Below are 25,695 nucleotides of genomic sequence, written 5' to 3'. Positions count from 1 at the left end.
CGGTCATGGACGGCACCCTCCCGCTGATCGTCACCGCGATCCTGCTGGTCCCGCTCGCGGGGTTGTTCGCAGCGGCCGACGCGGCCCTCAACACGGTGTCGCGCGCCCGCGTCGACGCCCTCGTGCGCGCCGGCCGCCCCGGTTCGCGCGCACTCGCCGCCGTCGCCGCCGACCGTCCGCGGCACGTCAACCTGCTCCTGCTGCTGCGGTTGGCCGCCGAGACCGCCGCCACGGTGCTGCTGGCGATCGCGCTCATCCAGATCTTCGACCGGGACTGGGCGGGTGGCCTCACCGCCGGCGCGGTCATGGTCGTGGTCAGCTACGTGCTCATCGGCGTCGGCCCGCGCACGCTCGGCCGCCAGCACCCCTACCGCATCGGGATGCTCGTCGCGGCGCCGGTCCGCGCGCTCGCCACCCTGCTCGGCCCGCTCACCAAGCTGCTGATCCTCGTCGGCAACGCGATCACCCCGGGGCAGGGGTTCCGGCAGGGCCCGTTCTCGTCCGAGGTGGAGCTGCGCGAGCTCGTCGACATGGCGAGCACCAGCGGCGTCGTCGACGAGGACGAGCGGCAGATGATCCACTCGGTGTTCGAGCTGGGCGACACGATCGTGCGTGAGGTGATGGTGCCGCGCCCCGACGTCGTGTGGACCGACCGGGCCACGCCGGTCGACAAGGTGCTGCGGCTCGCCCTCAAGAGCGGCTACTCGCGCATCCCGGTGCTCGGCGAGAACATCGACGACATCATCGGCGTCGCCTACCTCAAGGACCTCGTGCGCGCGCAGGTCGAGCAGCCGGACAGCCCGCTCGCGGAGGTCATGCGGCCCGCGGTGCTCGTGCCCGACACCAAGCGGGTGGACGAGCTGCTCAAGGAGATGCAGGCCGCGCGCAACCACATGGCGATCGTGGTGGACGAGTACGGCGGCACGGCCGGCGTCGTCACCATCGAGGACATCCTCGAGGAGATCGTCGGCGAGATCACCGACGAGTACGACACCGCGGAGGTTCCCGACGTCCAGGAGCTGGACGAAGGGCGGCTGCGGGTGTCGGCGCGGCTCCCGGTGGAGGACCTCCTCGAGCACTTCGGCGGCCCCGACGGCCCGGCCGGGCAGGAGGACGACCTGGGCGAGGTCCTCGCCGCCGCCGACGTCGACACCGTCGGCGGGCTGCTCGCCCAGCGGCTCGGCCGCGTGCCGCTGCCCGGGGCCGAGACCGAGGTGGCAGGCCTGCGGCTCCTCGCCGAGGGTGGCAAGGACGCGCGCGGGCGGGTACGGATCAACACGGTGCTGGTGGAGCCCGTCGAGAAGCAGGCGCCCGACGAGGACGCCGCACAGCGTGAGGAGAGCGATGCCCGACCAGGCTGACCCGGAAGACGTCAAGATCGTCACGCTGGCCAGGTCGGCCCGCGCGCGCACCGGCGCCGCCGAAGGAGCCGCGGTCCGCGACACCGACGGGCGCACCTACGCCGCGGCCACCGTCGCGCTCCCGTCGCTCACGCTCACCGCGCTGCAGGCGGCGGTCGCCGCCGCGGTGTCGAGCGGGGCACCCGGGCTGGAAGCGGCCGCCGTCGTAACGGGGTCGGACTCCGTCGACGCGGCCTCGCTGGCCGCGGTGCGCGACCTCACGCCCTCCGCCTACATCCTGCGCGCCGACGCGTCCGGCGCCGTCGTACAGAAATACAGCGCCGAGACCCTGACCCCGGAGACCAGTTCATGAGCACCCCCTCGTTCGACGTCGTCGTGGTCGGCGGCGGCATCGTCGGCCTCGCCACCGCCCACGCCGTGGTGCGCACCGGCCGGTCCGTCGCCGTCGTCGAGCGCGAGCCGCAGCTCGCCCGCCACCAGACGGGCAACAACTCCAACGTCATCCACTCCGGGCTCTACTACGCCCCGGGCGGCTACAAGGCGCGCCTCGCGGTGGCCGGCTGCGCGGAGACCGTGGCGTTCTGCCGTGAGCACGACCTGCCGCACGAGGTCACCGGCAAGCTGGTGGTCGCCACCGACCCGGAGGAGCTGCCGCGGATGGCGGAGCTCAAGCGGCGCGGCGACGCCAACGGCGTGGAGAACCACGAGCTCGACCAGGCCGGGATGCGCGAGCACGAGCCGCACGTCCGCGGTATCGCCGCGCTGTACGTCCCGTCCACCGGGATCACCGACTACCGCGCGATCGCCGAGAAGATCGGCGAGCTCGTCGCCAAGGAGGGCGGCGAGATCCACCTGAACCGGGCGGTGACCGGGATCGCGCCTCGCGCGGACGACGTCGTGGTGCGCACCGAGACAGGCGACCTGCTCGGCAAGCAGGTCGTCGTGTGTGCCGGGCTGCGCTGCGACGAGGTCGCCAGGGCGGCCGGCGCCGACCCGGGCGTGCGGATCATCCCGTTCCGCGGCGAGTACTCCGGTTTCAGCGACCGCGCCGCCGAGCTGGTGAAGGGCCTGATCTACCCGGTGCCCGACCCGGCGTTCCCGTTCCTCGGCGTGCACGCCACCCGCGGCATCGACGGGCACGTGCACGCCGGCCCGAACGCGGTGCTCGCACTGGCCCGCGAGGGCTACTCCTGGGGCGTGGTCAAGCCCAAGGAGTTCCTGCAGACGATCACCTACCCGGGCATGATCAAGGTCGCCAAGAAGCACTGGAAGTACGGTTTCGGCGAGATGCACCGGTCGCTCTCGCGCGCGGCGATGGTCAAGCAGATCCAGCGGATGCTGCCCGACGTGCGCGCGGAGGACCTGCACCGCGCGGGCGCGGGAGTGCGGGCCCAGGCGGTGAAGGCCGACGGCACCCTCGTCGACGACTTCCTGTTCGTCGAACAGGGGTCGGGCGCCGGTTCGGTGCTGCACGTCCTGAACGCGCCCTCGCCCGCCGCCACCGCGGCGTTGCCGATCGGCCGGGAGATCCTCGAGAAGCTCACCGGCGAGAAGCTCGCGCCCCTGACGGTCTCGTGACCGGGTTCGCGCAGGTCCCGGACGATTTCCGGTCCGGTTTCGCCTGCTTCGTCGGCCGGCCCAACGCGGGCAAGTCCACGCTGACCAACGCGCTGATCGGGCAGAAGATCGCGATCACGTCGAGCCGGCCCCAGACCACCCGGCACGCGATCCGCGGCATCCTGCACCGCAAGGACGCGCAGCTCGTCGTCGTCGACACGCCCGGGCTGCACAAGCCGCGCACGCTGCTCGGCAGCCGGCTCAACGACGTCGTCCGGGAGACGTGGGCCGAGGTCGACGTGATCGGCTTCTGCGTGCCGGCCGACCAGCCGGTGGGCCGCGGCGACGAGTTCATCGCGAACGAGTTGCGCTCGGTCGCCGGACGCACGCCCGTGCTCGGCATCGTCACGAAGACCGACGCCGCCCAGCCCGACCAGGTCGCCGAGCGGCTCACCCAGATGGCGGGGCTCATGGAGTTCGCCGAGGTCGTGCCCTGCTCGGCGGTCAACGGGTTCCAGGTCGACCTGCTCACCGACCTGCTCGTCGCCCGGCTCCCCGAGGGCCCGCCGCTGTACCCGGACGGCGAGCTCACCGACGAGCCGGAGGAGACCCTCGTCGCGGAGCTGATCCGCGAGGCCGCCCTCGAAGGGGTGCGCGACGAGCTTCCGCACTCGATCGCCGTGGTGATCGAGGAGATGGTGCCCCGCTCGGGGCGCCCCGAATCGGCACCGCCCCTCCTGGACGTGCACGCCAACATCTACGTCGAGCGGTCCAGCCAGAAGGGCATCGTGATCGGCAAGGGCGGCGCCCGGCTGCGGCAGGTGGGCGCCGACGCGCGGCGGCAGATCGAGGCGCTGCTCGGGACGAGGATCTACCTCGACCTGCACGTGAAGATCGCCAAGGACTGGCAACGGGACCCGAAGCAGCTGCGCAAGCTGGGCTTCTGAAGTGAGCGCGCCCGTCAGAGCGTGACGGGCAGCGCGGCCAGCCGCCAGGTGCCTCCGTCGGAGGCGCGCTGCACCTCGCCGAGCGCGAGGCCGGGGGCTCGGCGCAGGAGGGCGGTCAGCGCGACCTGGGTCTGCACGCGGGCGAACGCGGCGCCCAGGCAGAAGTGCGGGCCGTGGGCGAACCCGAGGTGGGGAGCGGAGCCGTCGCGGCTGATGTCGAGCATGTCGGCATCGGCGAACGCCCGGGGGTCGCGGTTGGCGGCCGCGATCACGGCGACGACCGGTTCGCCTCGGGGGATCCGCACGCCGGACAGCTCCACGTCCTGCGTCGTGAACCGCGGGAACGCCAGCAGCTGGGGGCCGCACCAGCGCGTCAGCTCCTCGACGGCCCGCGGCGCGAGCGTGGGGTGGGCGCGGAGCGCGGCGAGCTGGTCGGGGTGGGTGAGGAGCACCTCGACGGCGTTGGCGAGGAGGTTGGTCGGGACCTGCCCGCCGAGCACGAGCTGCCAGACGAGGGTGACCAGCTCGACGTCGCTGAGCCGGTCGCCGTCCTCGGCCTGGGCGCGGACGAGGTCGGAGACGAGGTCGTCGCGCGGCTCGGCCCGGCGCGCGGCCACCGCCGCCCTGGCGCCCTCGATGATGCCGGGGATCGCGTCGACGAACGCGGCACCGGCGCCCGCCGCCACCGCCGCCCCGTACTCCCGCCAGCGCGGACGGTCCTGCTCCGGGATGCCGACGAGCTCGCAGATCACCGCCATCGGCAGCGGCCGCGCGAGATGCGCGATCAGGTCGGCCGGGCCGTCCGTCGCCTGCTCGGCGAGGTCGTCGAGGAGCTCCTCGACGATCGCCTCGATCCGCGGCCGGAACTGCGCGGCCCGCCGCGGCGTGAACGCCGGGGACACCAGCCTGCGGAGCCGCGCGTGCTCGGGGCCTTCCATCTCCTGCATGGACCGCAGGTAGGGCTTCAGCTCGTCGGACACATCGGGCTTGAAGGCGAACGTGGCCGGGCTGAGGGCGAACCGCGCCGGGTCGGAGAGCACCGCCCGCGCCTCCGCGTAGCGCGACACGCCCCACATCGCCGCCATCCCGGGCACGAGCAGCCGGACGAGGGGCGAGCGCTCCCTGGCCTGCCCGTGGGCGGTGAACGGGTCGCGGAGCACCGCGGGATCGGTGAGGTCGATCTCGGGCAGGGCAGGCACGCGTCCTCCAGATGTTAAAGACAGATGTTCTCATCATTCGAATGGCGACCGTAGCATCGTGGCGCCAGAGGCGGCTACGACGGGAGGGCGATGGCCCGGCTCACGAGGGCCCAGGCGCAGGAGCGCACGCGCGAGAGGGTGCTCGCCGCGGCCCGCACCGAGTTCGTCGAACGGGGCTTCCGCGAGGCCAAGATCGATGTGATCGCCGAGCGCGCGGAGCTCACCCGCGGCGCGGTCTACTCGAACTTCCCGGGCAAGCGCGCGCTCTACCTCGCTGTGCTCGCCGCGGAGGCGGAGCGGGCGCCGATCCCGCAGGTGGTCCCCGGCACGACGCCGCGCACGGCACTCGGGGCGTTCGCCAGGGCGTGGGTGGGGCGGCTCCCCCTCGCCTCGGCCGACCCCGACGGCACGACGCCGCTCGGCGCCGACCTCGTGCCGGAGGTGCTGGCCGACGAGCGCATGCGCACGCCGTTCGCCCAGCTCATGGCCCTCGACGCGGTCCTGCTCGGACTCGCGCTGGAGCAGATGCACGGGCCGTCACGCGAGGGCCGCCGGGTGCGCGCGGCCGAGGTCGCGCTCACCACGCTGCACGGCGCAGGCCAGCTCGCCGCCGCCGCGCCCGGCTTCGCCGACCCGTTCGACGTCGTCAGCGCCTGCGAAGGGCTCGCCGACCTCGAGCTCGGCAGCGGGCGGGGGGACGAGTGGGCCCCACCTCACCTGCCGTACGTACCGCGGGCTCGTCCGGCCGGACGGCCATGGGAGCCTCCCGCCGCCGTGGACGCCGTGCGCGGCACACCGGCCGACCTCGCAGGCGACGGCGTCGTCGCCGTGCTCGGACTGCACCGGCTCGTGGCCGTCGAGGAGGCGGTGCGGGCTGCGCCGCCCGGCTCGGTCGTCACCGCGGTGCTGGTCTCCGGCGAGCCCGGCGAGCTGGCCTCGCTCGCCCGGCTCGTGGTGGCGGACGTCTGCCGCTGCATCCGGCCTGCGTTCCCCGAGTCGGCGTGGCCCCGGCTCCAGGTGGTGCACGACGAGGCGGGCGCCGTCGCGGCGGCGGCGGGCGAGCGGGTCGTCAGCGACGCCACGGAGGCGGCAGTGCGCATCGCGGGTGGCCGGATCGTGGCGCACGCCGAGGGGCGGGGGGCCTGCCACGCGGCCGCGTCGGCCTGAAGATCGCTGCTGGTGGGCGCGGGTCCCGGCTACGCGGCACGCGCGCGGCGCACAAGCTCGATCATCGCCTTCCGGACGCCGTCCGGGGTGTCCGTGCGCTCGTGGAACGGCAGGCGCACCGCGGTCTGCCGGCCGCCCGCCTCGTCCGCGGCGAGCACGGCGAACCCGTACCGGTCGACCGCCACCATCCGCGCCTCGGTGGTGTCCGGCCGTTCGGCGAACCGGCGGCAGAACAGCACCAGCGCGTCGGCGTGGTCGTCGTTCATGTGGGCGATGATCCGCTCGGCGTGCGGGCGCAGCGGGTCGGGCTCGGCGTCGGCGTAGCTCGCGGCGTCCACCCAGCTCATCCGGCCGAACCCGCCGACGTACCGGACGGACTCGACCTCGAGCCGGTAGAGGCGGACGTCGCCGAACCCGGCGTAGAACGCGCCGGGCTGGGCCTCCTGGTAGATCTCCAGGGCGGCCGCGCGCTCGCCGCCCTCGAGCTCCCCGACGCGGCCGATCACGGTGACCCGGGCCAGTGCGAGGGGGTCGCCCGCACCGGCTTCCGTGGCCATCAGCGACGCCCTCGGGTCGGCGGCGAGGTTGCGGCTGTGCTCGGCCAGGTCGCTGAGCAGCAGCAACGGCCGTCCGCTCGGGTCGACGGCGTGCGAGACGAGCGAGCCGAACGGGAACCCGCCCTCGCCGATCGTGGAGAGGGAGCCGGTGCGGACTGCGGTGATCAGCGTGCGGGAGCGCTCGGCGTCGCTGAGCTCGCCTCGCACCCCCGGAGTGGCCGCGAGGGTGTGCTCGGCCGCGGCGCGCTGGTGCTCGGGCACGACATGGGTCACCGGGTCTCCTCGGATGTCGAATTAGGGTCACCTCACCTGGTGTGGGGGGCAGTGTCAAGCGGGGGCCGGCCGTAGGCTGGGCCGGTGACCCTGTGGCGTGACACCGGCCTGGTGCTGCGGGTGCAGAAGCTCGGCGAGGCGGACCGCATCGTCACGCTGCTCACCCGCCGCCGCGGCAAGGTGCGCGCGGTGGCGAAGGGCGTGCGGCGCACCCGGTCGCGCTGGGGTGCGCGGTTGGAGCCGTTCAACCACGTCGACGTGCAGTGCTACACCGGCCGGTCGCTGGACATCGTCACCCAGGCCGAGACCGTCGACGCGTTCGGCGCCGGGATCATCGGCGACTACCCGCGCTACACGGCGGGCTGCGCGATGCTGGAGACGGCCGACCGGCTCGTCGCCGAGGAGGGCGAGCCCGCGCTGCGCGTGTACCTGCTGCTGGTGGGTGCCGTGCGGGCCCTCGCAGGTCGGGAGCGTGACCCGTCGCTCGTGCTCGACGCGTTCCTCCTGCGCGCAATGACCCACGCCGGGTGGGCACCCGCGATCTCCGAGTGCGCCCGCTGCGCCGAGCCCGGCCCGCACGTCGCGTTCAACATCCCCGCCGGGGGAGCGGTGTGCCCGCGCTGCCGTCCTCCCGGCTCGGTGCGGCCGTCGCAGGAGACGTTCGCGCTGCTCGACGCGCTGCTGCACGGCGACTGGGGCACCGCCGACACCGCGACCACCGTCACCCGCCGCGACACCAGCGGGCTCGTGGCCGCCCACCTGCAGTGGCACATGGAGCGCCAGCTGCGGTCCCTGCCGCTGGTCGAGCGGCGAGCTGTCACCTAAGGGCTCGCCGCGGCGCGCCGGGCGAACGCGGGCGCGTGCTCGGGCCGCAGCCCCACCCCGATCAGGTACGCGGGCACGAACGACGCAGCGGGGATCGCCTTCAGCAGCGCGACGACCGGCTTCGGCGGGCCCTGGCGCTCCCCGTCGATGATCGGCTTCAGGACGGCGCGGTGCAGGATCTGCTGCAGGGTCTGCACGGCGATCGTCGGCACCAGCCTCCGCCTGCGGATCCTGGCCAGCGCGGCCGCGCCGACGTCGCCCCGCCGCAGCGGCTCGGCCAGCAGGGTCGCGGCGGCGACGGCGTCCTGCACGGCGAGGTTGATCCCGACCCCGCCGATGGGGGACATCGCGTGCGCCGCGTCGCCGATGCACAGCAGCCCGTCGACGTGCCAGCGGTTCAGCCGGTTCAGCCGGATGTCGAGGTGCTTGACGTCGTCCATCGACGTCAGCTCGCCGACCCGGTCGGCGAGCCACGGCACGGCCGTGGCGATCTCGTGGCGGAACCATTCGACGCCCCGCTCACGCAGCCGGGCGTCGCTGCCCTTCGCGGCGAAGTACGCGAGCTGGAGGAAACCCTCGCGGGGGATCACGAGCACGAAGCGACGGTCGCTCACGACCGGTGTCAGCGCGGTCGGGTCGTCGGCGGGGTTGCGCGACAGCCGGAACCACCACGTGTCGATCGGCACCGGCAGTTCCTTCGGCTGCAGCTCCGCCTGCGCGCGGGCGATCGACCAGCGCCCGTCCGCGGCCACCGTGAGGTCGGCGCGCAGCTCGTGGAGCTCGCCGTCCTCGGTGCGGTAGCGCACGCCACGCACCCTCCCGCCCTCGCGGATCAGCTCGGTGACCTCGGTGCGCATCCGCAGGGTGTACGTCGGCTCCCCCTCCGCCGCCTCCGCGAGCAGGTTGAGCAGGTCCCACTGCGGCACCATCGCGATGTAGGGATGGGCGACCTTGAGTCGTCGCAGGTCGCCGACGACGACGCGGGATCCGTCGGGGAACGGGAAGGCGATCTCACGCAGCTCGCTGTGCGGGAGCTCGGCGAAGCGGGCGCCGAGGCCGAGCTCGTCGAGCAGCTGCAGGGTGGACGGGTGGACGGTGTCCCCGCGGAAGTCGCGCAGGAAGTCGCCGTGCTTCTCCAGGACCGTGACGTCGACGCCTGCCCTGGCGAGCAGGAGACCGAGCACCATGCCGGCCGGACCGCCGCCGACGACGGCGCAGGTCGTGCGCTCGTTCATCGCGATACCCACTTTTCATCGATTGATGAATATGGGCGACGGTACTCCGCGCAGGAGGGCGGCGTCCAGGCTCACGAGCCGAGGTAGCGCAGGACCGCCAGCACCCGCCTGCTGTACCCCGCAGCCTCCGCGATGCCCAGCTTCCCGAAGATGGAGGCCACGTGCTTCTCCACGGCGCTGACCGACATCCGGAGCCGCTCCGCCGTACCGGCGTTGGTGAGGCCCTCGGCCATGGCGTCGAGCACGTCGCGTTCCCGGGGCGTGAGGCGGGAGAGCGGGTCGGCGCGCCTGCCGGCGGCGAGCAGCTGCCGCACCACCTCCGGGTCGAACGCCGCGCCGCCTGCGCCCACCCGCTCCAGCGCGTCCAGGAACTCCTCGACCTGCGTCACCCGGTCCTTGAGCAGGTAGCCGACGCGCCCGCCGTCGTCGCCGATCAGCTGCGCGGTGTGCCTGCGCTCGACGTACTGCGACAGCACGAGCACCCCGACCTGCGGCCACCGGCGCCGGATCTCCAGCGCCGCGACCACGCCCTCGTCGCTGTGGGTGGGCGGCATGCGCACGTCGGCCACCACGACGTCGGGCTGCTCGCGCTCGACGGCCCCGAGCAGCGCTCGGACGTCGCCGACCGCGGCCACCACCTCGTGCCCCTCGTCGACGAGCAGGCGGACGAGCCCCTCGCGCAGCAGCGCGGAGTCCTCGGCGATCGTCACGCGCACGGCAGCTCCGCGGTGACGACGGTCGGCCCGCCGGCCGGGCTGTCCACCGTGAAGGCGCCGTCCGCTGCCGCGACCCGGCGCGCCAGCCCCGCAAGGCCCCCGGCCGCCGGGTCGGCGCCGCCGCGACCGTCGTCGCGGACGGTGGCGCGCAGCCGGCCGTCCACCATCGCCACCTCCACGTCCACGCGCAGCGCGCCCGAGTGCTTTGCCGCGTTCGTCACCGCTTCGCTGATGACGAACCAGGCGGCCGCGCGCACGGTAGCGGGCGGCTCGACGGGCAGGTCGCAGTGGATCCGGACCGGCAGCGGGGCCCGCTCGGCCACCGACTCCAGCGCGGCCGCGAGGCCACCGGTGTCCAGTGCGGCCGGGTAGACGCGCCAAGATACGTCGCGCAGCTCCACGAGCGTGCGCTGGGCCTCGTCGTGGGCCTGCGCGACGAGCTCGGCAGCGCGGTCGGGGTGGCGGCGCGCCCTGCCCAGCAGCATGCCGAGTGCCACCAAGCGCTGCTGCACGCCGTCGTGGAGGTCGCGCTCGATGCGGCGGCGCTCGTCGTCGACGGCCGCGACGATCGCGTCCCGGGTGCGCGAGAGCTCCTCGACGCGACGGGTGAGCTGCTCCTCGCGCGAAGGCGCGAGCAGCCGGCCGAGCAGCGTGCGTTCCCAGCGGGCCACGCCCCCTGCGCCGGCGAGCGCCAGGTAGAGCAGTACCGCGCCGGGGACGGCGTAGTACGCGACGAGCAGGCCGCTCACCACGACGGCCGCCTCGCGCTCCATGACCCAGGGCGTCTGCGTGACCCACGAGAAGAGGAGGGTGGCGGCGAAGGTCAGGCCGATGCCGAGCAGCGTGAGCACCGCCCCACCCAGCAGCCCGACGGGGATCCGCGTTGCGAGGTAGCGCAGCGCTCGTGCCGGTGGCGGCTCCGCACGCCCGCCCGTCCCGCCGAGCAGGACCACGATCCGGCGGCGCTCCAGCCCGGCGAGCCGGCAGACTACCGACTCCGCCACCGGACGGAGCGCGGGCACGAGCAGTGCCGCGGCGACGGGGAGCGCGAGCAGCAGGTGCACCGCCGCGGTGCAGGCGCCGAGGACGAGGCCCGAGCCGGTGCGTGCCCAGGTCCGCACGCGTCGCTACCGCCGCGACCGCTGCGCAGGCGGTGCGTCGGGCCGGATCACGGGGAGCCGCTGGGTGGGCTGGGCCGACCACTCCGTGGACGACGGCTCGGCCGACCACTGCCGCATGGGCTCCGGGCGCGGCACCCGCACCACCGGGATCCGCTCGGTGGGGGCGTCGCCCTGGTCCGCGGGGACGTCCTGATCCGCGGGGACGTCCCGGCCGCGGCGCCTGATCCGCACGACCACGAAGACCACCACCGCGATCGCGATCACCACGAGCACCACCTTCGAGAAGATGCCCGCGTAGCTCTCGACGATGTGCCAGTTCTCGCCGAGCAGGTACCCGGCCATCACGAAGATGGAGTTCCAGATCAGGCTCCCCGCGGCGGTGAGTGCGAGGAAGAGCGGAATGCCCATGCGCTCGACCCCGGCCGGCACCGAGATCATGCTGCGGACCAACGGCACCATCCGCCCGAAGAACACCGCCTTCGCGCCGTGCCTGGCGAACCAGGCCTCCGCCTTGTCGATGTCGCCCACGTCCACCAGCGGCATCCGATCGGCGATCGCGCGCAGCCGGTTCCTGCCGAGCGCGGCGCCGAGCGCGTACAGCGCGAGCGCGCCGACGACGGACCCGATGGTCGTCCAGGCGATCGCCGCGACGAGGCTCAGCTCACCTCGCGAGGCGGCGAACCCGGCGAGCGGCAGGAACACCTCGCTGGGCAGCGGCGGGAACAGGTTCTCCAGTGCGATCGCGAGACCGACGCCGGGCGCGCCGAGCGTCTCCATCAGATCGACGACCCAACCGACGATGCCGTCGAGCTGTGGGGCGGGGGCGGTCATGATTCACACGGTAGAGGGATGGGTGGTATGCCCGGAGTGGGGTGCTCGCCGGAGGGACCCTGAGGTTTCCCGCACCCCGACCCCTAGGGTGAGTTCGTGAGCCGGTTCCAGCCACCGCCGCCGCACCCGTCCGGTGCGCGCCCCCCGGTGATCCCGCCCGAGCTGGTGCCGAACCACGTCGCACTGGTCATGGACGGGAACGGGCGCTGGGCCAATGCCCGCGGGCTGCCCCGGATCGAGGGGCACCGCCGCGGAGAGGCCGCCCTGATGGACGTGGCCCGCGGCGCGATCGACATCGGCGTCCGGTGGCTGTCGGCGTACGCGTTCTCCACCGAGAACTGGAAGCGCAGCCCCGACGAGGTGCGCTTCCTCATGGGCTTCAACCGTGATGTGATCCGCCGCCGCGTCGACGAGATGGACGCCATGGGTGTGCGGGTGCGCTGGGCGGGCCGGCGCCCGCGGCTGTGGCGCTCGGTGATCAAGGAGCTGGAGATCGCCGAGGAGAAGACGAAGCACAACGACGTGCTGACGCTCACCATGTGCGTCAACTACGGCGGGCGGGCGGAGATCGCCGACGCCGTGAAGCAGATCGCGCGCCAGGTCGCCGAGGGCAGGGTCAAGCCCGACAAGATCGACGAGCGCATGATCGCCCGGTACCTCGACGAGCCCGACATGCCCGACGTCGACCTGTTCGTGCGCTCCTCCGGCGAGCAGCGCACCTCGAACTTCCTGCTCTGGCAGTCGGCGTACGCGGAGCTGGTCTTCCTCGACACGCTCTTCCCCGACTTCGACCGCCGCCACCTGTGGCAGGCGATCGAGATCTACGCGAGGCGCGACCGCCGCTTCGGTGGAGCCCTCGACACCCCGGAGGCCGCCTCGTGACCAGTTCCATCGCCGACATGTTGGCCGTGGCCCGCACCGCGCTGGAGCGCTACCACGACGTCACCGTCGACGACGACGGCGCACTCACCTTCGCCCACGGCGGCGTGGTCTGCGCGCTGCAGGGGCTGGACCTGGAGGACGGCCTGCCGGTCCTCAACCTCACGTGCGTGGTGGCGTGGGACCTGCCCGCCGAGTCCGACGTGCCATCGCAGGTGGCGCTCGGCCTGGGCGAGGGGTTGTTCGGCACCGCGCGGGTGATCCGTGGCGACGCAGGCTGGGACGTCACGTGGCGCTACGCGTTCCCGGCCTCCGGACTCGACGAGAAGGCGATGGGAACGCTGCTGATGCTCGTGGTGAGCGGCGCCTCCAGCCTGCGTGCGGCGCTGCAGCCCGAGTAACGCCGAGTGGCGCCGCTCAGCCCGGGGACGTGACGTGCGCGCCCGGGCCGGGCTGGAAGACGGACTCGTGGCCGTCCTGCCAGCGCACCCGGTAGCACCTGCGGTCGCCGGAGCCGATCACTTCGAGGACCTCGCCCTCGCGCCGCGCCTGGTCGACGATCGTGCCCTCCACGACGATGTGGTCGCCCGCTTTCGCCTCCATCGGCAGGTCATCCCCTTCCGGTTCGGGCTCGCCCCGATGCTCCCGCAGCGGGCCGCCGCGGTCCAGAGGGCGTCACGATCGGAGGTACCGCTCGCAGGATCTGCGGCAGCGCCGACCGTCAGGGCCGATCGTCAGCGGGCGGCGCCGCAGTCCTTGCAGAGGCCGAAGACCTCTGCCGTGTGGCTCAGCTCCACGAACCCGTGGTCCTCGGCCACCCGCTTCGCCCAGGTCTCCACTGCGGGGCCCTCGATCTCGACGGTGTGGCCGCAGCGGCGGCAGACGAGGTGGTGGTGGTGCTCCGCGGAGGCGCAGCGGCGGTAGACGGCCTCGCCCGAGCCGGTGCGCAGCACGTCGACCTCGCCGCCGTCGGCGAGGGTCTGCAGCGTGCGGTAGACGGTGGTGAGGCCGATGCCCTCGCCGGTGCGCCGCAGTTCCTCGTGGATCTCCTGGGCGGAGCGGAAGTCGTCGAGCCGGTCCAGCAGCGCCGACACCGCCGCCCGTTGCCGGGTGGCGCGCAGCGCTCTCGTGGTGGGCGCCTGCCCGTTCACATCGGTGTTCATCGCCCCTCCTCGACGTGTGCGACCGCGTCGACCACGATGTGCGCCAGGTGATCGTCGACCAGGGAGTACACCACCTCGCGACCGCGGCGCTCGCCGTGCACCACCCCGGCCGACTTCAGCACCCGAAGGTGCTGGCTGATGAGCGGCTGGGCGACCCCCAGCGCGTCGACGAGGTCGTGCACGCACCGGTCGGACTCCAGCAGCTGCAGCACGATCGCGATGCGCACCGGCGCGGCGAGCGCGCGCAGCAGGTCGCCTGCGGCCGCGAGCGTACGCGGGGTGCGTACCGGGGCTGGCCTGGAGGCCGGGTGGCCGGCCACGTGCTCGACGTGATCGTCGGCGGTCAGCCCGTCAACGGCGGCGGCTCGGCCGGTGGGCCCCGCACCTGCGACGATCGACATCGGCGTCCCCATCCCCGGAAGCGGCGGCCGCGCTCCCCGGTGGTCAGTGCAGACGGGCCGCGCCTCCATCGTAGGCGCGTGCTGGAAGGGTGGGGGCGTGCTGCTCGTGTGCCGGTTCACCACCACCCCCGATCTCGCGCCCGAATTCTCGGCCCGCGCCCGTACCGCGCTGGAGCTGCTCACCGCCGCGGACGGGTGCCTCGGCGGCGAGCTGGGACGGTCGGTCGACGAGCCGGACCGCTGGGTGCTGACGGTCCGCTTCTCCTCCGTGGACGCCTACCGGCGCGCCCTGTCCCCGTTCCCGGTGCGCGAGCACGTCGTGCCGCTGCTGAGCGAGGCCCTGGCGGACGAGCCTGCGACGTTCGAGACGCTGGTGACGGCGGCGGCCGGCGCGGCGACGGCACATCGGAGCCTGCTCGCCTGAGCCCTAAGTCCGTAGTTCCGCCTGGAGCGGGGCCGGGAACCTCGGTGTGAAGCGGACCCCTCCCAGCAGCTGTTCCAGCTCGTGGGCCTTGCTCTCGACCTCGGCGTGTCGCTCGGCGCCGATGTCCTCCAGCACCCGGACGGCGATGGTGCCGTCGACGCGCTGCACCCATCCGCCGACGATCCGGCCGTCGACCCAGATCGTCGGGCCACCGTTGCCGTTGCGGTCGAACAGGAGGGGGCCGTGGGCCGGGTCGAGGTGGAAGTCGCGCTGCTTCCAGCCCATGGTGGACGGGTCGAGTCCGGGCAGGAGCGCGACGGACGGCTCGGCGGGCGGGGCCGGGTCGACGTCATCGGGCAGGACGTAACCGGGGCCCTCGCCGAGCTCGACCTCCACCGCGCCGACGTCGGCGAGCGCCCGCTTGGTGGTGGCGACCGTCCAGCCGGTCCACCATTGCAGGTCGGTGCGGGTGCCGGGGCCGAACGCGCGCAGCCAGGCGCGGGCCACCGTTGCGGCCGCCTCGCTGGGGTCGAGCGGCTCGGTGAACTCCGGCGACCAGGCGTGCGCTGCCGCCCAGCGGTACTGCCCGTTGATCCACGTGCCGGTGGGGCGGGCCCGCAGCACCCGCCCCTCGAAGCCCAGCACCAGCAGCACGCGGGTGTGCGCGGACAGCACGGCGGCCTGGCGGCCGGTGCCGATCGTGATCGGAACGGCCAGGTTCGGCACCAGCGTCCCGAGCTCGCGCGCGCTGAGCGGGCCCTTGTCGGCGAGCACCGCGAGGATCTCCTCCGAGGCGGCCGCCACCCAGCGCTCGGGGTCGGGGGCCAGCCCCGCCGCGGTCACGGCGTCGAGCAGCAGCGTGCGCTGGCGCCCCAGCAGCGTGACCGTGGACGAGTGGTGGGCGGCCCGGGCGAGCTCGCGGCCGAACACCCACAGGGTGCGGCGCATCGCGTGGTGGCGCACCAGCGTGCGGTGCTCGTAGAGCGCCTCGTCCACAGCGGGCAGCCGGGGGTGCAGCATGCGCGCCGCCGCCGACAGGTGCACCGTGACGGGGTCGGTGGAGTGCAGCCCGGCCATGGCGTCGGCGATGGCGACGACGTCGTCGGTGCGGGTGGCCGGCGTGAGCCGGTGGCGGACGGCGAGCCGGGCGCGGCGCTCGGCGACGTCGATGTGGCGGGGAGGCACGGCCGGAGCCTGCCAGAGGCCACCGTCAGGCGGACGGCACACACCGCGTGGGGGCGCACGCACGACGGGCGCTGTGTGCCGTCCGCACGGAGCGTGTGCCGTCGGCCGGTTCGTCGTCAGCCGCCCGTGTACGCCGCGACGCAGCGGTCGGTGGCACCGCGGGCGGCCTCGGGCGCCGCGCCGCCCGCGACGTCGGCCTCGTACCAGCGGTCCCCGGCCGCGGCGAGGAACTGCTTCGCCGCGTCCGTCGCCCACCACTCCGCGTGCTCCTGGTCGTTGGTGACGCCCCCGGTCCGCAGGTGGAGGGCCAGCGCGGCAAGGGCCATGTCGTACCCGAGCCCGACGGCCCCGGGCCCGTACGTGTCCCAGTGCTCCTCGGGGTGGGCGGTGTGCTCGAGCTCGAAGCGCGAGCCGCCACCGGCCTCGGGCGACAGGCGCACCTCGACCCAGCTCACCCCGCCGCCGAACTCCCACGTGAGGGAGAAGCTCTTGGGCGGATCGCAGCTCTCGACCGTGCCGCTTGCGTTGCCCTCGATCTGGTAACGCCCGCCGAGGCGCAGCTCTCCCGAGACCGGGGCGAACCAACGTCCCAGCCGGTCGGCTGTCGTGCAGGCTTCCCAGAGGTCGTCGACGTCGGTGTCGAACGCCTGGCTGATCGTGACGACCTTCGCCTCGCGGCCGTCGCGCTCCCTGGTGCCGACCGTGCGGCTGACCGCGCTGATCTGGGGGTCGATGTCGAACATGGTCACTCCTCGGGGTGGTCGTTGCGCAGCCGGCGTTCCCGCTTGCCGCGCTCGATCTCGGTGGCCAGTGCCGCCAGCCGCGGGGTCCAGAACCGCCGGAAGCGGTCGAGCCACGCGTCGACGTCCTGGAGCGGCTCGGGGCGCACGGCGTAGAGCCTGCGGGTGCCCTCCGGCCGGACGGTGGCGAAGCCGCTCTCGCGCAGCACCTTGAGGTGCTGGGACACCGCGGGCTGGGAGATGCCGAACTCCGCGCAGACGACGGCGGTGACCGCTCCTGAGGTCTGCTCGCCCTCGGCGAGGAGCTCGAGGATCCGGCGCCGGACCGGGTCGCCGAGGACGTCGAACGCGTGCACGACGCCAATATACAGACGTCACTTATATAAGTACAGCCTTGTTAATGGTGACCCCCTGATCGGGGTGCGCGGACCGGGGGCGGGCAATGCGGTGGAGCGCGCCGGATACGCTGGGAGCTCACCGTCCGTCCACCTGGAGTCACCCGTGGCCAGCAAGCCCTCGTCCGCAAAGATCGACACCATCGTCGCGCTCGCCAAGCGGCGCGGCTTCGTCTTCGCGTCGGGGGAGATCTACGGCGGTACCCGGTCGGCGTGGGACTACGGCCCGCTGGGCGTCGAGCTCAAGGAGAACATCAAGCGGCAGTGGTGGAAGGCCACCGTCACCGGCCGCGAGGACGTCGTGGGCCTCGACTCCTCGGTGATCCTGCCTCGCCAGGTGTGGGTGGCGTCCGGCCACGTCGGCGTGTTCACCGACCCGCTGGTGGAGTGCCTGTCCTGCCACCGCCGCTTCCGGGCCGACCAGCTCGCCGAGGAGTACGCCGAGCGCACGGGCAAGGAGGTGTCGGAGGACGACCTGTCCGACGTGCCCTGCCCGAACTGCGGCACGCGCGGCCAGTACACCGAGCCGCGCGACTTCAACATGATGCTCAAGACCTACCTCGGCCCGGTGGAGTCCGAGGAGGGCCTGCACTACCTGCGCCCGGAGACGGCGCAGGGCATCTTCGTGAACTTCCTCAACGTGCAGACCACGTCGCGCAAGAAGCCGCCGTTCGGCATCGGCCAGATGGGCAAGAGCTTCCGCAACGAGATCACGCCCGGCAACTTCATCTTCCGCACGCGCGAGTTCGAGCAGATGGAGATGGAGTACTTCGTCGAGCCCGGCTCCGACGAGGAGTTGCACCAGTACTGGATCGACGAGCGCACCGCCTGGTACGTCGACCTGGGCATCGCGCGGGACAACCTGCGCCACTACGAGCACCCCAAGGAGAAGCTCTCCCACTACTCGAAGCGCACCGTCGACATCGAGTACCGCTTCGGCTTCCAGGGCCAGGAGTGGGGCGAGCTGGAGGGCATCGCCAACCGCACCGACTTCGACCTCACCACGCACTCGAACCACTCCGGCGTGGATCTGTCGTTCTACGACCAGGCCTCCGGCGCGCGGTACCGGCCGTACGTGATCGAGCCCGCGGCCGGTGTCGGGCGTTCGATGATGGCGTTCCTCGTCGAGGCCTACACCGAGGACGAGGCGCCCAACGCCAAGGGTGGCGTCGACACCCGCGTGGTGCTGCGGCTCGACCGGCGGCTCGCGCCCGTCAAGGCCGCGGTGCTGCCGCTCTCGCGCAACGCCGACCTCTCGCCCAAGGCGCGCGACCTGGCCGCCCGGCTGCGCAAGCACTGGAACGTCGAGTTCGACGACGCCGGCGCGATCGGTCGCCGCTACCGGCGCCAGGACGAGATCGGCACGCCGTTCTGCGTCACGGTCGACTTCGACACCCTGAACGACCAGGCCGTCACGATCCGGGAGCGCGACTCGATGGCGCAGGAGCGCGTCGCGCTCGACCAGGTGGAGTCCTACCTGGCCGCCCGCCTCATCGGCTGCTGACGTTCCGACGAGCGGCGCGTTCGTCGGATAGGTTCCGACGCCATGCATGTCTGAGGGCTGCGCGCGCCGCGAAGCAAGCGCGCGGCCCTCAGTGGCACAACAGCGCCGCTCGTCGGTTCAGGCGGCCGCCGGGAGCAGGCGGTCGAGCAGGTCGTGGAGCGTCACCAGGCCCACGACCGCACCATCGGACTCCACCAGCGCGATCTGGCTGCGCCCGGCCTGCATGGCGGACAGGGCGTCGTGGATCGGCAGGTCGGCCGGCAGTGTGCGGATCGGGCGCATGAGCTCGCCCGCCGTGGTGCCGGCCGGCACGGCCAGCGCGTCGCGCACGTGGACCACGCCGACCGGGCGCCCGTCGGCATCGCCGACGACGAGGCGCAGGTGGCCGCTCTCCCGGGCGGCGGCGCGGATCGCCGGAGCGTCGGCGCCGGTGGGCACGCCCGCCACCTCCGAGCGCGGCCGCACGACCTCGCGCAGCGGGGCACGGTCCAGCTCGAGCGCGGTGACGATCTGGTCGCGCCGCTCCGGGTCGAGGGCGCCCGTGCTGGCGGAGTGCTCCACCAGCTCGCGCAGGTCGTCCGGGTTGTGCCCGCCCGCCAGTTCGTCGACCGGTTCGACGCCCACGCGGCGCAGGCACCAGTTGGCCATGCCGTTCAGCCCGACGAGCACCGGCCGGGTGAGCACGATGAACGCCCGCATCGGCAGCGCCAGCATCGTGGCGGAGCGCTCGGGGTGGGCGATCGCCCATGACTTGGGCGCCATCTCGCCGACGACCAGGTGCACGAACGTCACGACGATCAGCGACAGCACGAACGAGACCACCGTGGACCACGGGTCGCCGAGTCCGCCGAAGAGCGGGTGCAGCAGCTCCTCGACGGCGGGCTTGCCGATCGCGCCGAGGCCGACCGTGCAGAGGGTGATGCCCAGCTGCGATCCGGCGAGCAGCATCGACAGGTCCCGGGCCGAGCGCAGCGCCATTCGAGCCGACACGCTGGTGGCGGCGGCCTCCTCCAGGCGGTAGCGGCGGGCGGCGACGAGCGCGAACTCGATCGCCACGAAGAACGCGGAGAGCGCGACCAGCACCACGGAGACGCCGAGTGCGACACCGACACTCATGCCGGCACCTCCGCTTCGGCCCACGCCAGCCGCACGGAGGACGGCACGTGGCGCTCGACGGTGAGCACGGTGATCTCCAGCGTGCGCGGCGGCTCGCCCTCCTCGGACAGCGACGGGTTCTCGAGCCGGAGCCGGACGCCGTCGCCGGGTTCGGGGAGGCGCTGCAGCTCGTCGATCACCAGGCCGCCGATGGTCTGGTACTCGCCGTCCGGCAGGTCGGCGTCGAGCAGGCGCTCCACCTCCTCGACCGAGAGCGTGCCGGGCACGGTCCACTCGCCGTCGTTCGCGGCGAGGCCGTCGGCACCGGCCGGGTCGTGCTCGTCGGTGATCTCGCCGACGAGCTCCTCCGCGATGTCCTCGACCGTGATGACGCCTGCGAGGCCGCCGTACTCGTCGACGACCACCGCGAACTCGTCGTCGGCCCCGCGAAGGCGGTCGAGGACGGTGGGCAGTGGCAGCGACGCCAGCACGAGCACGGGTGTGCGGGCCACGTCGATGACGCGCAGGGTGGCCAGGTCGGACCGCCCTTCCAGGGCCAGCACGTCGCGCAGGCAGATCACGCCGACCACGTCGTCGGGGTTCTCCCCGATGACCGGCAGGCGCGAGTGGCCCGATGCCATCACCTCGACGAGCTCGGAGATCGGGGCGCCGGCCCGTACCGATGTGACCCGCGGCCGCGGGATCATCGCGGCCCGCGCGGTGCGGTCGGTGAAGTCGAGCACGCGGTCGAGGAGGGTGGACAGGTCGTCGTCGAGGTCGCCGCTGTCGCGGGACTCGTCGATGATCGCCTCGAGGTCGCGCGGGGTCGCAGCGTGCTCGACGTCGTGCACCGGCTCGATCCGCAGCGCCTTGAGCAGCACGTTCGAGGCGGCGTCGAAGAGCCGGATCAGCCAGCCGAACGCGGCGAGGTAGATCGACGTGGAGTACGCGAGTGCACGCGCCACCGGCTCGGGCCGGGCGATCGCGAGGTTCTTGGGGAACAGCTCGCCGAACACCATCTGCACGACCGTGACGACGACCAGCGCCACCACTGCGCCGATGACCAGCCCGGCGCCCGCCGGCACACCGGTGCCGCCGAGGAGCTCGGCCACGCCGTCACCGATCATCGGCTCGGCCACGTAGCCGGCCAGCAGGCCGGTGACGGTGATGCCCAGCTGGGCGCCGGACAGCATGAACGAGGTGCGGCGGGTGATGCCGAGCGCGCGCCGCGCAGCCGCGTCACCCGCGGAGGCGCGGGCCTGGAGCCGGGAGCGGTCGACGGCCATGTACCCGAACTCCTGGGCCACGAAGTAGCCGGTGAGCACGGTGAGGCCGACGACCGTCAGCACGCCGAGGAGGATGGAGAGGATGGTCACGGGCGACCGGCCCGTTCGAGCTGCCGCCCTGCGAGGGCGGCGCCGGTACTGTCTGCGGGATCCATGATTCCTGTGCTGTGGTGATGACGGTTCGTCTCTCCCAACGTTCGAGATCACCACGTAGTTCCTCGGCCGCCTGCCGATCACGTCACACGATCGGCGCGTTCGTGCCCCGACTCGGTCCGCCCCGGTCGCTACCCTGGGCCCCGTGACGGAAGCGGGCGCGGCCCCCGTGTCGGGGCTCCGGGAGCTCGGTGCGGCATTGCGGAAGTGGGCGCCCGACGGCGTGGGTGTGGTGCGCGTGCTCGCGCGCCACGGGTTCGGCACGGTCGAGAGCGGGCAGCTCGTGGCGGGCACGGCGGGTGGCGCCGTGGCCGGTGCGCTCTACCGCGGCACGCTCGACGACGCGGTCCTCCCGCTGGCCGCGGCGGCGGTGTCCGGGCCGCAGACCCGCGAGGCGCACGTCGCGGAGGCCACCGCGCTCGACGCGGGCCTCGCCTGCGCAGGCGGCGCCACGCTGCTGGGCCACCCGCTGCCCGCCGAGCAGGCGGCCGCGCTGGGTGAGGCCCTCGAACGGGGCGCGCCGGCCGCGCTGGTCTCGACCGCGCAGGGCGCGGGGGCGATCGTGCTCGCGGGGCCCGAGCTCGAGGCCGTGCACGGGTCACTGGGCACGCCCGAGCTCGACACGGAGGCCACCGGGGCCGCCCGCGGGCTGCTGCGCCGCGGTGCCACCGCCACCGAGCGCGTGCCGGCCGGCGACGTCGAGCTGCTGGTCGACATCTGGGTCCCGGTGCCGTCGGTGCTGGTCGCCGGGGCGGGCGCCATCGGCGAGGCGCTGCTCGCGCAGGCCGGGCTGCTCGGCTGGGCGGCGCGTGCCGAGACCGACCTCGACGCCGTCCACAGCGCCGTCGCCGCGTTCACCGACGCCGACGTCCTCGTGCTGCTCGACCACGCGCCCGCGTTCGACGTCGTGCTGGTCGACGCGCTCCGGCGGGGCCGGGGGTTCATCGGCGCGCTGGGGTCGCGCCGCACCCAGGCCGCGCGCCGCGAGCGGCTACTGGCCGCAGGCCTCACCGAGGCCGAGCTGGCCCGCCTGCACGGGCCGGTCGGGCTCGACCTGGGCGCGCGCACCCCGGCGGAGACGGCGGTGTCGATCGTCGCGCAGGTCGTGGCGGCCCGGTCCGGGCGGACGGGCAGCGCGCTCGCCGCAGGCGACGGCCGGATCGGCTGATGACCGCCCGCCACGACCTCACGCGGGCGCTCTCCACCCCAGGTCCGCCGCGGCGTGTCGCGGACCTGACCGGGGCGGAGGCGCCGACGCTCCCGCTGCGCGACCTCCCGCCGCCGCGGCGGCGGGGCTGGGTCTTCCGGCTCGTCGTCGGCGCCGTGTTGATGGCCGCGCTGGTGGTCGGGGGCACCGCGTTCCGGGTGTGGCAGGTCGCGCGGGTCGACGACCGGGAGCCGGTCGACGCCGTGATCGTGCTCGGAGCCGCGCAGTACGACGGCGAGCCCAGCTCGATCTTCGCCTACCGGCTGCGGCACGCGGAGGCCCTGTACGAGGACGGCCTCGCCCCGCGGATCGTCACCACCGGCGGCGGCCGGATCGGCGACGCCTACACCGAGGCCGAGGCCGGGCGGCGTTACCTGATCGAGCGCGGGGTGCCCGCCGAGTCCGTGATCGCCGTCGCCGAGGGATCGGACACGCTCGGCAGCCTGCAGGCCGTGGCCGCGCGGGCCGAACAGGACGGGTGGTCGAGCGCTCTCGTCGTGAGCGATCCGTGGCACTCGTTGCGAGCCCGCACCATGGCCCGCGACAGCGGGCTCGACGCGTGGACCTCGCCCACCCGCAGCGGCCCGGTGGTGCAGACGCGGGAGACGCAGCTGCGCTACATCGTCCGCGAGACGGCGGCGCTCCTGTACTACCAGCTCACCCACGCGTCCGTGGACACCGAGTCCACCGGGCTGGGATGACGACCGAGTACTCCGCGCACGACCGAGCCCGTCCGGCGCCGGAGTCCCCGAAGGGCGCGGGCAAGGAGCGGCGCAGCCCGTTCGCCCGCGACCGCGCCCGGGTGCTGCACTCGGCGGCCCTGCGCCGGCTGGCCGGCAAGACCCAGGTCGTCGGGCCGGGGGAGGGCGCCGAGATCAGCGGCGTGCCGCGCACGCGGCTCACCCACTCGCTGGAGGTCGCGCAGATCGGGCGCGGCATCGCCGAGGAGCTGGGCTGCGACCCGGACGTCGTCGACACGGCCGGGCTCGCCCACGACATCGGTCACCCGCCGTTCGGGCACAACGGGGAGCGCGCCCTCGACGAGTTCGCGGCCGACTGCGGGCTCGACGGCGGTTTCGAGGGCAACGCGCAGACGCTGCGCATCCTCACCCGGCTGGAACCCAAGATCGACGGGGTGGGCCTCAACCTCACGCGGGCCTCGCTGGACGCCTCGTGCAAGTACCCGTGGGTGCGCAGGCCCGGTGATCGCAAGTACGGCGCCTACCCCGAGGACGCCGACGTGTTCGCCTGGGTCCGCGAGGGTGCGCAGGAGGAACGGCGCTGCCTCGAGGCGCAGATCATGGACTGGTCCGACGACGTCGCGTACTCGGTGCACGACGTCGAGGACGGCATCCTCGCCGGGCGCATCGACCTCGCCGCGCTCGGCGTGCCGGGGGAGCGGGCCGCGCTCGTGGACCTCGCCGTGCGGCACTTCGGAGGCGAGGCTTCTGCGCTCGCGGAGGCCGCGGACGCGCTGCTGGCGCTCCCGGTCGTCGCCGCCGTGCGCGGCTTCTCGGCCGCCTCCGCGTCCGCCGCCGACCACGTCGCGCTCAAACGGCTCACCAGCGAGCTCGTGGGACGGTTCGTGCACGCCGCCGTCGACGCCACCGGCGCCGCTCACGGCGACCGGCCGCTGCTGCGCTACACCGCCGACCTCGTCGTGCCCGCCCCGGCCGCGGCGGAGGTCGCCCTGCTCAAGGCGGTGGCGCTGCGCTACGTGATGAGCGACCCCGGCAGGCTCGCCATGCAGGCCCGCCAGCGCCTGCTGCTCGTCGAGCTGGCCACGGCCCTGCGCGACGGCGCCCCGGAGTCCCTCGACCCGGTGTTCGCCACCGAGTGGAAGTCCGCCGCCGACGACGCGGCCCGGCTGCGCGTGGTGCTCGACCAGGTCGCGATCCTCACCGACCAGCAGGCCGTCGCCCGCCATCGCGCCGTCGCCCGCTGAATCCGTCACGAATCCCGGCGCCGTCTCGTCCCCACTGCGTAGGCGACATCGAGGAGGACGACATGCCACGCATTCCCGCGGTTCCCGAGTCGGAGGCCGGGTTCTTCGGCCGGCTCGTGTACCGGTTCGCGCGCCGGAGGTTCGGCGACGTCCCGGAGCCGTTCGCGGTGTTCCGGCACAACAGGCGGCTGTTCTGGGCGTCGCTGGTGGCGGAGGGCGTGCAGGAGTGGGCGCCTCGCGTGCTGCCGACGCGGGTGCGCGAGCTCGCCGTGTACCGGACGGCCACGGTGGTGGGCTGCTCGTGGTGCGTCGACTTCGGCACGATGCTCCAGCGCCTCGACGGGCTCGACGTCGAGCGGCTGCAGCACATCGACGAGTACGCGACGAACCCGCTCTACGACCGGGCCGAGCGGCTCGCGATCGCCTACGCCGACGCGATGACCGCGCAGCCGATGACGGTGACCGACGCGCAGGTGGCCGAGCTGGAGGCCGAGTTCGGGCGGGCCGGGGTCGTGGAGCTCACCCACGCCATCGCGCTGGAGAACATGCGCGGCCGGGCCAACCACGCCCTCGGCATCACCGACCAGGGTTTCGACGCAGCGTGCCGGGTGCGTCTGGCCCCTGCAGATGCGCCAGCTTCTCGGGGTTGACGACGTGGTAGACGGCGGCGATCCGGCCGTCGCGGACCGCGAAGACCGCGACGGCGCCCGCGGGTGACTCGACGGCAGGCGTGCGGAGGCCGAGATCGCCGTTGACCTGCAGCATCGACGAGCGGCGGATCATGTCCTCGCCGTACGTCGCGAGCAGGCCGAGCAGCAGCCTGGCCACCTTCTCCGCGCCGAGGATGGGGCGGCGGGCGGCCTTCGCCTTGCCGTCCGAATCGCTCACCCAGACGACGTCCGGGTGCAGCAGCTCGACCAGCGCGGCGCCGTCGGCCCGCGCCATCGCCTCGGCGAACCGGGCCAGCACGGTCTCCTGCTCGGCGGTGGTCACCCGCGGCGGCGGGTCGGCGTCGGCCACGATCTTGCGCGCCCGCGCCGCGTGCTGCCGGGCGGTGGCCTCCGGGCAGCCGAGCACCTCGGCGATCTGCGCGTACGGCAGGGCGAGTGCCTCGTGCAGCACGAACGCCACCCGCTGCGGCGGCGACAGGCGCTCCAGGACGACCATCGCGGCCATCCGCACGCCCTCGTCGCGCACCACCGCGGCGAGCGGCTCGTCGGGATCGCCGGTGGTGATCAGCGGCTCGGGCAGCCACGGGCCGACGTACCGCTCGCGGCGGGCGGCCGCCGAACGCAGCCGGTCGAGGCACAGGCGCCCGACAACGGTGGTGAGCCACGCGCGCTCGTCGCGGATGTCCGCCCGCGCGGCCTCGTCCAGCCCGGCGAGGCGCAGCCAGGCCTCCTGCACGGCGTCCTCCGCGTCGGCGACGCTGCCGGTGATCCGGTACCCGACCCGGACGAGATGTGCCCGGTGCTCCTCGAACACACGCTCGTCGGTCAACACGGTGCCGACGCTACGCGGAGCCGCCG

Annotated in this window: 29 protein-coding genes; 14 read left to right on the top strand and 15 right to left on the bottom strand. The window is 73.7% G+C overall.

The annotated features are described in order from the left end of the window. Nucleotides 1–5 precede the first annotated feature (5 nt). From FHX44_RS06445 to era, 4 genes are read left to right on the top strand one after another with little or no spacing between them, the layout of a single operon-like run. Nucleotides 6–1,361, top strand: coding sequence for a hemolysin family protein (locus tag FHX44_RS06445; protein WP_147254629.1), 1,356 nt, complete (start codon nucleotides 6–8; stop codon nucleotides 1,359–1,361). Continuing rightward, nucleotides 1,345–1,713, top strand: coding sequence for a cytidine deaminase (locus FHX44_RS06440; RefSeq protein ID WP_147254628.1), 369 nt, complete (start codon nucleotides 1,345–1,347; stop codon nucleotides 1,711–1,713). Before FHX44_RS06445 ends, FHX44_RS06440 begins: the two co-directional genes overlap by 17 nt. Then, nucleotides 1,710–2,939: an L-2-hydroxyglutarate oxidase gene (gene lhgO / locus FHX44_RS06435; RefSeq protein ID WP_147254627.1), complete on the top strand. Its 1,230-nt coding sequence runs from the start codon at nucleotides 1,710–1,712 to the stop codon at nucleotides 2,937–2,939. Before FHX44_RS06440 ends, lhgO begins: the two co-directional genes overlap by 4 nt. Continuing rightward, nucleotides 2,936–3,865, top strand: a complete 930-nt coding sequence (gene era / locus FHX44_RS06430) for a GTPase Era (RefSeq protein WP_147254626.1) — start codon at nucleotides 2,936–2,938, stop codon at nucleotides 3,863–3,865. The genes lhgO and era overlap by 4 nt, the downstream gene beginning before the upstream one ends. A gap of 14 nt (nucleotides 3,866–3,879) precedes the next feature. On the opposite strand, the gene FHX44_RS06425 is transcribed toward era, so the two are convergent. After that, nucleotides 3,880–5,064 (bottom strand): cytochrome P450 family protein, encoded by a 1,185-nt coding sequence (locus FHX44_RS06425; RefSeq protein ID WP_147254625.1) that lies wholly within the window; start codon nucleotides 5,062–5,064, stop codon nucleotides 3,880–3,882. A gap of 90 nt (nucleotides 5,065–5,154) precedes the next feature. On the opposite strand from FHX44_RS06425, the gene FHX44_RS06420 reads away from it, so the two are divergent. Beyond that, nucleotides 5,155–6,231: a TetR/AcrR family transcriptional regulator gene (locus tag FHX44_RS06420; RefSeq protein ID WP_147254624.1), complete on the top strand. Its 1,077-nt coding sequence runs from the start codon at nucleotides 5,155–5,157 to the stop codon at nucleotides 6,229–6,231. A gap of 29 nt (nucleotides 6,232–6,260) precedes the next feature. On the opposite strand, the gene FHX44_RS06415 is transcribed toward FHX44_RS06420, so the two are convergent. Next, nucleotides 6,261–7,061 (bottom strand): HugZ family pyridoxamine 5'-phosphate oxidase, encoded by an 801-nt coding sequence (locus tag FHX44_RS06415; RefSeq protein ID WP_212612357.1) that lies wholly within the window; start codon nucleotides 7,059–7,061, stop codon nucleotides 6,261–6,263. 84 nt (nucleotides 7,062–7,145) lie between these two features. Here FHX44_RS06415 and recO point away from each other — a divergent pair, with 84 nt between their 5' ends. Beyond that, the gene (gene recO, locus FHX44_RS06410; protein ID WP_147254623.1) at nucleotides 7,146–7,886 is read left to right on the top strand and encodes a DNA repair protein RecO; all 741 of its coding nucleotides are present in this window, start codon (nucleotides 7,146–7,148) and stop codon (nucleotides 7,884–7,886) included. On the opposite strand, the gene FHX44_RS06405 is transcribed toward recO, so the two are convergent. From FHX44_RS06405 to FHX44_RS06390, 4 genes are all read right to left on the bottom strand, one after another. Continuing rightward, nucleotides 7,883–9,121 (bottom strand): FAD-dependent oxidoreductase, encoded by a 1,239-nt coding sequence (locus tag FHX44_RS06405; protein ID WP_147254622.1) that lies wholly within the window; start codon nucleotides 9,119–9,121, stop codon nucleotides 7,883–7,885. The two genes, recO and FHX44_RS06405, sit on opposite strands and share 4 nt — an antisense overlap. A 71-nt stretch (nucleotides 9,122–9,192) precedes the next feature. Then, nucleotides 9,193–9,837: a response regulator gene (locus tag FHX44_RS06400; protein ID WP_147254621.1), complete on the bottom strand. Its 645-nt coding sequence runs from the start codon at nucleotides 9,835–9,837 to the stop codon at nucleotides 9,193–9,195. Continuing rightward, complete coding sequence (locus FHX44_RS06395; protein ID WP_147254620.1) at nucleotides 9,828–10,958, bottom strand: sensor histidine kinase; 1,131 nt, start codon at nucleotides 10,956–10,958, stop codon at nucleotides 9,828–9,830. The genes FHX44_RS06400 and FHX44_RS06395 overlap by 10 nt, the downstream gene beginning before the upstream one ends. Nucleotides 10,959–10,964: 6 nt before the next feature. Beyond that, on the bottom strand, nucleotides 10,965–11,789 hold the full coding sequence (locus FHX44_RS06390; RefSeq protein WP_147254619.1) for a DedA family protein: 825 nt from the start codon (nucleotides 11,787–11,789) through the stop codon (nucleotides 10,965–10,967). Nucleotides 11,790–11,885: 96 nt separating this feature from the next. On the opposite strand from FHX44_RS06390, the gene FHX44_RS06385 reads away from it, so the two are divergent. Both FHX44_RS06385 and FHX44_RS06380 read left to right on the top strand, forming a co-directional pair. Beyond that, on the top strand, nucleotides 11,886–12,671 hold the full coding sequence (locus FHX44_RS06385; RefSeq protein WP_147254618.1) for an isoprenyl transferase: 786 nt from the start codon (nucleotides 11,886–11,888) through the stop codon (nucleotides 12,669–12,671). A 17-nt stretch (nucleotides 12,672–12,688) separates the two neighbouring features. Next, nucleotides 12,689–13,069 carry a hypothetical protein gene (locus tag FHX44_RS06380; protein ID WP_147260960.1) on the top strand — a complete coding sequence of 127 codons (381 nt, stop codon included), beginning with the start codon at nucleotides 12,689–12,691 and terminating at the stop codon, nucleotides 13,067–13,069. A gap of 16 nt (nucleotides 13,070–13,085) precedes the next feature. Here the strand turns inward: FHX44_RS06380 and FHX44_RS06375 are convergent, their stop codons facing one another. The 3 genes from FHX44_RS06375 to FHX44_RS06365 form a co-directional block, all read right to left on the bottom strand. Then, complete coding sequence (locus FHX44_RS06375) at nucleotides 13,086–13,271, bottom strand: DUF1918 domain-containing protein (RefSeq protein ID WP_147254617.1); 186 nt, start codon at nucleotides 13,269–13,271, stop codon at nucleotides 13,086–13,088. Nucleotides 13,272–13,402: 131 nt separating this feature from the next. After that, nucleotides 13,403–13,831: a Fur family transcriptional regulator gene (locus FHX44_RS06370; RefSeq protein ID WP_147254616.1), complete on the bottom strand. Its 429-nt coding sequence runs from the start codon at nucleotides 13,829–13,831 to the stop codon at nucleotides 13,403–13,405. Beyond that, complete coding sequence (locus tag FHX44_RS06365) at nucleotides 13,828–14,232, bottom strand: ArsR/SmtB family transcription factor (RefSeq protein WP_147254615.1); 405 nt, start codon at nucleotides 14,230–14,232, stop codon at nucleotides 13,828–13,830. The genes FHX44_RS06370 and FHX44_RS06365 overlap by 4 nt, the downstream gene beginning before the upstream one ends. Before the next feature lie 97 nt (nucleotides 14,233–14,329). Between FHX44_RS06365 and FHX44_RS06360 the strand changes: the two genes are divergently transcribed. Next, complete coding sequence (locus FHX44_RS06360; RefSeq protein WP_147254614.1) at nucleotides 14,330–14,656, top strand: antibiotic biosynthesis monooxygenase family protein; 327 nt, start codon at nucleotides 14,330–14,332, stop codon at nucleotides 14,654–14,656. Between the two features lie 3 nt (nucleotides 14,657–14,659). Here FHX44_RS06360 and FHX44_RS06355 read toward each other — a convergent pair whose 3' ends face one another. From FHX44_RS06355 to FHX44_RS06345, 3 genes are all read right to left on the bottom strand, one after another. Next, entirely contained in the window at nucleotides 14,660–15,841 is a 1,182-nt protein-coding gene (locus tag FHX44_RS06355) for a winged helix DNA-binding domain-containing protein (RefSeq protein ID WP_212612356.1), read from the bottom strand. A 116-nt stretch (nucleotides 15,842–15,957) separates the two neighbouring features. After that, on the bottom strand, nucleotides 15,958–16,584 hold the full coding sequence (locus FHX44_RS06350) for an SRPBCC family protein (RefSeq protein WP_147254613.1): 627 nt from the start codon (nucleotides 16,582–16,584) through the stop codon (nucleotides 15,958–15,960). A gap of 2 nt (nucleotides 16,585–16,586) precedes the next feature. Beyond that, nucleotides 16,587–16,937: an ArsR/SmtB family transcription factor gene (locus FHX44_RS06345; protein WP_147254612.1), complete on the bottom strand. Its 351-nt coding sequence runs from the start codon at nucleotides 16,935–16,937 to the stop codon at nucleotides 16,587–16,589. Nucleotides 16,938–17,082: 145 nt separating this feature from the next. Here FHX44_RS06345 and FHX44_RS06340 point away from each other — a divergent pair, with 145 nt between their 5' ends. Further along, nucleotides 17,083–18,480 carry a glycine--tRNA ligase gene (locus FHX44_RS06340; RefSeq protein ID WP_147254611.1) on the top strand — a complete coding sequence of 466 codons (1,398 nt, stop codon included), beginning with the start codon at nucleotides 17,083–17,085 and terminating at the stop codon, nucleotides 18,478–18,480. Between the two features lie 117 nt (nucleotides 18,481–18,597). On the opposite strand, the gene FHX44_RS06335 is transcribed toward FHX44_RS06340, so the two are convergent. Both FHX44_RS06335 and FHX44_RS06330 read right to left on the bottom strand, forming a co-directional pair. After that, nucleotides 18,598–19,596: a hemolysin family protein gene (locus FHX44_RS06335; RefSeq protein WP_147254610.1), complete on the bottom strand. Its 999-nt coding sequence runs from the start codon at nucleotides 19,594–19,596 to the stop codon at nucleotides 18,598–18,600. After that, nucleotides 19,593–20,951 carry a hemolysin family protein gene (locus FHX44_RS06330; RefSeq protein WP_147254609.1) on the bottom strand — a complete coding sequence of 453 codons (1,359 nt, stop codon included), beginning with the start codon at nucleotides 20,949–20,951 and terminating at the stop codon, nucleotides 19,593–19,595. The genes FHX44_RS06335 and FHX44_RS06330 overlap by 4 nt, the downstream gene beginning before the upstream one ends. Before the next feature lie 208 nt (nucleotides 20,952–21,159). Here FHX44_RS06330 and FHX44_RS06325 point away from each other — a divergent pair, with 208 nt between their 5' ends. The 4 genes from FHX44_RS06325 (at nucleotide 21,160) to FHX44_RS06310 (ending at nucleotide 24,816) form a co-directional block, all read left to right on the top strand. After that, nucleotides 21,160–22,182, top strand: a complete 1,023-nt coding sequence (locus FHX44_RS06325; RefSeq protein ID WP_246170241.1) for an XdhC family protein — start codon at nucleotides 21,160–21,162, stop codon at nucleotides 22,180–22,182. A gap of 161 nt (nucleotides 22,183–22,343) precedes the next feature. Then, on the top strand, nucleotides 22,344–22,922 hold the full coding sequence (locus FHX44_RS06320) for a YdcF family protein (RefSeq protein ID WP_246170908.1): 579 nt from the start codon (nucleotides 22,344–22,346) through the stop codon (nucleotides 22,920–22,922). Next, a complete protein-coding gene (locus tag FHX44_RS06315; RefSeq protein WP_147254607.1) occupies nucleotides 22,919–24,166 on the top strand; it encodes a deoxyguanosinetriphosphate triphosphohydrolase in 1,248 nt (415 codons plus the stop codon). The genes FHX44_RS06320 and FHX44_RS06315 overlap by 4 nt, the downstream gene beginning before the upstream one ends. Nucleotides 24,167–24,228: 62 nt before the next feature. Continuing rightward, the gene (locus tag FHX44_RS06310; RefSeq protein WP_147254606.1) at nucleotides 24,229–24,816 is read left to right on the top strand and encodes a carboxymuconolactone decarboxylase family protein; all 588 of its coding nucleotides are present in this window, start codon (nucleotides 24,229–24,231) and stop codon (nucleotides 24,814–24,816) included. On the opposite strand, the gene sigJ is transcribed toward FHX44_RS06310, so the two are convergent. Further along, a complete protein-coding gene (sigJ, locus tag FHX44_RS06305; protein WP_147254605.1) occupies nucleotides 24,743–25,669 on the bottom strand; it encodes an RNA polymerase sigma factor SigJ in 927 nt (308 codons plus the stop codon). The two genes, FHX44_RS06310 and sigJ, sit on opposite strands and share 74 nt — an antisense overlap. Nucleotides 25,670–25,695: the final 26 nt, after the last annotated feature.

It is taken from the genome of Pseudonocardia hierapolitana, assembly GCF_007994075.1.
GTDB classification, from domain to species: domain Bacteria; phylum Actinomycetota; class Actinomycetes; order Mycobacteriales; family Pseudonocardiaceae; genus Pseudonocardia; species Pseudonocardia hierapolitana.
Note: the sequence above shows the minus strand (reverse complement) of the source record. Positions and strands in the feature narration are given on the sequence as shown.

Coding starts and splice junctions, on each gene's coding strand:
- FHX44_RS06445 (WP_147254629.1), top strand. CDS start 6: ATGGACGGCACCCTCCCGCTGATCGTCACCGCGATCCTGCTGGTCCCG.
- FHX44_RS06440 (WP_147254628.1), top strand. CDS start 1,345: ATGCCCGACCAGGCTGACCCGGAAGACGTCAAGATCGTCACGCTGGCC.
- lhgO (WP_147254627.1), top strand. CDS start 1,710: ATGAGCACCCCCTCGTTCGACGTCGTCGTGGTCGGCGGCGGCATCGTC.
- FHX44_RS06420 (WP_147254624.1), top strand. CDS start 5,155: ATGGCCCGGCTCACGAGGGCCCAGGCGCAGGAGCGCACGCGCGAGAGG.
- FHX44_RS06405 (WP_147254622.1), bottom strand. CDS start 9,121: ATGAACGAGCGCACGACCTGCGCCGTCGTCGGCGGCGGTCCGGCCGGC.
- FHX44_RS06390 (WP_147254619.1), bottom strand. CDS start 11,789: ATGACCGCCCCCGCCCCACAGCTCGACGGCATCGTCGGTTGGGTCGTC.
- FHX44_RS06380 (WP_147260960.1), top strand. CDS start 12,689: ATGTTGGCCGTGGCCCGCACCGCGCTGGAGCGCTACCACGACGTCACC.
- FHX44_RS06375 (WP_147254617.1), bottom strand. CDS start 13,271: ATGGAGGCGAAAGCGGGCGACCACATCGTCGTGGAGGGCACGATCGTC.
- FHX44_RS06370 (WP_147254616.1), bottom strand. CDS start 13,831: ATGAACACCGATGTGAACGGGCAGGCGCCCACCACGAGAGCGCTGCGC.
- FHX44_RS06365 (WP_147254615.1), bottom strand. CDS start 14,232: ATGTCGATCGTCGCAGGTGCGGGGCCCACCGGCCGAGCCGCCGCCGTT.
- FHX44_RS06350 (WP_147254613.1), bottom strand. CDS start 16,584: ATGTTCGACATCGACCCCCAGATCAGCGCGGTCAGCCGCACGGTCGGC.
- FHX44_RS06335 (WP_147254610.1), bottom strand. CDS start 19,596: ATGAGTGTCGGTGTCGCACTCGGCGTCTCCGTGGTGCTGGTCGCGCTC.
- FHX44_RS06320 (WP_246170908.1), top strand. CDS start 22,344: ATGGCCGCGCTGGTGGTCGGGGGCACCGCGTTCCGGGTGTGGCAGGTC.
- FHX44_RS06315 (WP_147254607.1), top strand. CDS start 22,919: ATGACGACCGAGTACTCCGCGCACGACCGAGCCCGTCCGGCGCCGGAG.
- FHX44_RS06310 (WP_147254606.1), top strand. CDS start 24,229: ATGCCACGCATTCCCGCGGTTCCCGAGTCGGAGGCCGGGTTCTTCGGC.